This is a genomic window from Bacteroides cellulosilyticus DSM 14838, from assembly GCF_000158035.1.
Classification (GTDB): Bacteria; Bacteroidota; Bacteroidia; order Bacteroidales; family Bacteroidaceae; genus Bacteroides; species Bacteroides cellulosilyticus.
In genome coordinates, this window is record NZ_EQ973492.1 from 239,878 (window position 1) to 244,359 (window position 4,482).

Annotated in this window: 2 protein-coding genes; one reads left to right on the top strand and one right to left on the bottom strand. The window is 46.8% G+C overall.

What is annotated here, in order from left to right:
- Positions 1-232: 232 nt before the first annotated feature.
- Entirely contained in the window at positions 233-2,008 is a 1,776-nt protein-coding gene (locus BACCELL_RS18980) for a biotin/lipoyl-binding protein (RefSeq protein ID WP_007213628.1), read from the top strand.
- A 19-nt stretch (positions 2,009-2,027) separates the two neighbouring features.
- On the opposite strand, the gene BACCELL_RS18985 is transcribed toward BACCELL_RS18980, so the two are convergent.
- A partial coding sequence (locus tag BACCELL_RS18985; protein WP_007213629.1) for a PAS domain-containing hybrid sensor histidine kinase/response regulator occupies positions 2,028-4,482 on the bottom strand: 2,455 nt, incomplete at its 5' end.

The following is a 4,482-nucleotide window of genomic DNA, read 5'->3' on the forward strand; positions in this document are numbered from 1 at the left end:
ATAATTACTCCCCTCCATCCTTTCCGATAAATTATCGTCTGAATCATAGAGGAATGAAATGACGAGAAATGTTATAAAATGAAAAATAAGTTTCAATATGATATTAAACATATCTTTTATACTAAATAATTCAAATATAAGTTTGACTATATGTCAGAATAAACCTTTATATTTGTACTTGTTAAGTTAACCGAGTAATTCATATATGTTAAACCGCTAACTGTTGACTGCGATGAAAAAGGAAATTAAATTCAGTCTTGTTTACCGTGATATGTGGCAATCTTCCGGTAAATATCAACCCCGTGTAGATCAATTGGTACGTATCGCTCCGTTGATTATTGAAATGGGGTGTTTTGCCCGTGTGGAAACGAACGGGGGAGCTTTTGAGCAAGTGAATCTGTTGTACGGTGAGAATCCTAACAAAGCCGTACGCGCTTTTACCAAACCTTTCAATGAAGTGGGTATACAAACGCATATGCTGGACCGTGGTCTGAACGCTTTGCGCATGTATCCTGTGCCTGCCGATGTACGCCGTCTGATGTATCGTGTGAAGCATGCGCAAGGGGTGGATATCACCCGCATCTTCTGTGGACTGAACGAGACGCGGAATATAATTCCTTCTATTAAATATGCATTGGAGGCAGGGATGATACCGCAGGCAACCCTTTGTATCACACACTCACCTGTGCATACGGTGGAATATTATGCCCATGTTGCCGACCAGTTGATTGAAGCGGGAGCACCCGAAATCTGTCTGAAAGATATGGCAGGCATCGGTCGTCCGGGTATGCTGGGACGTTTGACGAAGACAATTAAGGAAAGGCATCCCGAAGTGATTATCCAGTATCACGGCCATAGCGGACCAGGGCTGTCGATGGCTTCTATTCTGGAAGTTTGCGAGAATGGCGCCGACATCATTGATGTGGCTATGGAACCGATGTCCTGGGGTAAAGTACATCCGGACGTAATCTCCGTACAAGCCATGCTGAAAGATAAGGGCTTCCAGGTGCCCGATATCAATATGAAGGCATATATGAAGGCACGTGCCATGACACAGGAATTTATAGATGACTTCCTGGGCTATTTCATGGATCCGACCAATAAACACATGTCCTCTTTGCTGTTGAAGTGTGGCCTTCCGGGTGGTATGATGGGTTCCATGATGGCTGATCTGAAGGGAGTACATTCGGGTATAAACATGATATTAAGAGGGAAGAATGAACCGGAACTCAGCATTGACGACCTGTTGGTGATGCTCTTCGACGAGGTGGAATACGTATGGCCTAAGCTGGGGTATCCTCCGTTGGTAACGCCTTTCAGCCAGTATGTGAAGAATGTGGCATTGATGAACCTCATGCAGTTGGTGAAAGGTGAGGAGCGCTGGACGATGATAGATAATCATACGTGGGATATGATTCTCGGTAAGAGCGGACGTCTGCCGGGCGAGCTGGCTCCTGAAATTGTGGAATTGGCGAAATCAAAAGGATATGAATTTGTGGATACCGATCCGCAATTGAACTATCCGGATGCTCTGGATGAATATCGGAAAGAAATGGACGAGAACGGTTGGGAATATGGAGATGATGAAGAAGAACTCTTTGAACTTGCCATGCACGACCGTCAGTATCGTGATTACAAGTCCGGCACAGCCAAGAAGCGTTTCGAGGATGAATTGCAACGTGCCAAAGACGCGTCTATGGTGAAGAATGGATATTCGGAAGAAGAAATCCGGAAACTGAAACGTGCCAAGGCCGATCCGATTATTGCACCGGATAAAGGACAGGTGTTGTGGGAAGTATCTGTGGAAGGTCCTTCTGTGGCTCCGTTCATAGGGCGTAAATACCAGCATGATGAAGTGTTCTGTTACCTTTCCACCCCGTGGGGAGAATACGAAAAGATATTGACCGGATTCACCGGACGTGTCGTAGAGATATGCGCCAAACAAGGCGATACTGTGAATAAGGGCGATGTGATTGCCTATATTCAAAGAAGCGATATCTTTGCGTGATTAGTGATAAGTGGGTTAATTACTTATTAACCCACTTCTTTATCGTCTCCTTCAATTTCTCCTGTGTGAAAGGTTTGGTCAGGAAATCGTTGCAACCCGCTTCGAGTGCGGCTTTGCGGTCATGATCGTAGGCAAAGGCAGTCAGGGCGATGATAGGGACGCCGGGCGATAATTCCCGGATGATTTTTGTTGCGTCCAGTCCGTCCAGGTTCGGCATCTTCATGTCCATCAGGATGATATCCGGATTTATTTCTACAAACATATTGACGGCTTCCATACCATCTTTGGCACGTTCCAGATGGTATTCCTTCCCCAGAATAGCTTTGGTCAGGATATAATTGCTATCCGTATCTTCGGCTATCAAAACGGTTTTCAGCGAGACGGTTTCTTGTGGCGATGCCTGTACATTTTCCGTGCTTTCGCTGCCTGCACTTTGTTCTCCGGCTGCCGTTTTGTTTTCTTCGGGGCTGTTTTCAGTTTTTTCCTTATCTTCGTCTTGGGTGGTCTTGGCGGGCAGGGTAAAGATGAAGGTAGTTCCTTTCTCCAGTTCGGAGGTCACGGAGATTTTTCCGCCCAGACGTTCGATGATTGTTTTGCAAATGGCTAAACCCAATCCGGTGCCCTGTGCAAAATTGTTGGCTTTTACAAAACGCTCGAATACCTTTCCTATCTTTTCGGGGGCGATGCCTGTGCCCGTGTCAGTCACATGGAATACGATAGTTTCCCCTTCCCGGTGGTATCCGTAGCTGATGCTGCCTTTGGTGGTGAATTTGAACGCATTTCCTATCAGGTTCGATATCACTTGGAAGATGCGGTTCTTATCAGAATCTATCAGAATATCTTCGTCGGATGGATCGAATCTCAGCTCTACATCTGACGGACAGCGGAATACATGCGCATCATGGATTTCCTTGCACAGCGGGTGCAGGCGGACGGCGGCGATGCTGAACTCCACAATTCCGGCCTCTATCTTCGAGAGGTCGAGAATTTCATTGATGAGTTGCAACAGACGTTCGTTGTTGGCTTCCACAATGTTGTAATATTCTTTGCGCTCTTCCGTATTTTCGCTTTCGGCAATGATGCGTGAAAAGCCTACGATGGCATTGAGCGGTGTACGTATCTCGTGGCTCATGTTGGCAAGGAAGGCTGATTTGAGTTGGTCGGAGGTTTCGGCTTTCTCTTTGGCTACCATCAGTTCCCGTTTCATCAGTTCCATTTCTGTGATGTCCCATTCTATGTTCAGCAGGATGGGGGAGAAGTCTTTGCTCTCTATTTTCATTTTCCGCTTGTCCAGGAAAAGCGGATTTCCATGACCGTCACGTTCTTCTGCAATCCAGTGCATCTCTTGTCCGGTGGTGGCTATATCTTTGTCCTGCCGGCGTTTTTCACGGGCTATTTCGAGAGGATAGAAATCGAAGTCGTCTTTGCCCAAAGCCTCTTCCATAGGGACGTCACGGTTGTACGATTCACGATTGCGGTACAGGTATTTGAAGTTGTTCCTGATATCTTTCACAACAATTCCTGCGGGCAGATGCTCCATGGTTTTGTCCAATATCTGGTTGAACCACTTGATCTGTTGTTCGTGGCGGATGCGTTGTGAAATGTCCCGGCCGAAAGCCCAGATGGTTCCTACGCCTTCATCGCTGGTCACCCAATAGGCATTGCCTTCGTACGCCAGTATTTCCGGGAAGCGCGGCAAGGGGTTGTATACCATAAAGGACTGGTGTTTCTCTCCCTCCTTGATTGAAGCTATCATCTTTTGCCAACCCTCCAGGGTACGTGTATACGAGCCGATTTCGTATATTTTTAGTTGGCTGATATCATCCGTACTTCCCAGTTCATGGTGCAACTTGAAGAGGCGGTTGGCAAAAATCAGGGTACCGTCTTCCTTGGCGGCGAAGATATCTTCTGTGGAATTGTTGATGGCGTGCGTCAGCAGGTTGATGTCATTGCGGCTTTTTTGGATGTCAGTAATGTTCTGTATGTATCCTTCCAGCGAGATGTTGCCGTCTTTATCGCGTTCGCGACTGAATGTTTTCAGGCGGATATAATGTACATCTTTGTTGTAGAGAATGCGGTAGTCCACAGTATTTTCCATGTTACCTTTCAGATTATCGCCGAGCCAGTTCTCAAAAGTATTTCTGTCTTCGGGCAAGATCAGGTTCAGGTATGCATCCAGTGGAATGGCTTGTTCATCCGTCTTACACATGATGCCCGTATGTCCGGCATAACCGAATTCGCGGGTGACTGTGTCAAACACCCATCTGCCGATGAATGCGGCTTTCTGTATCTCATATAGTTCCCGGTTTCTTCTTTCCAGCTCCAGTTTGCGCTGGCTGCGTTCGGTGATATCCCGGTATTGGCAAAGCACGAGGTCACCGTAGGGTTGCATGATGCATTTGAAGAAGTAGGTGTCATCCCGCAACATGAGTTCGTAATTGCGGACAGACTTTGTTCTCCGGAGCAAAACTTTC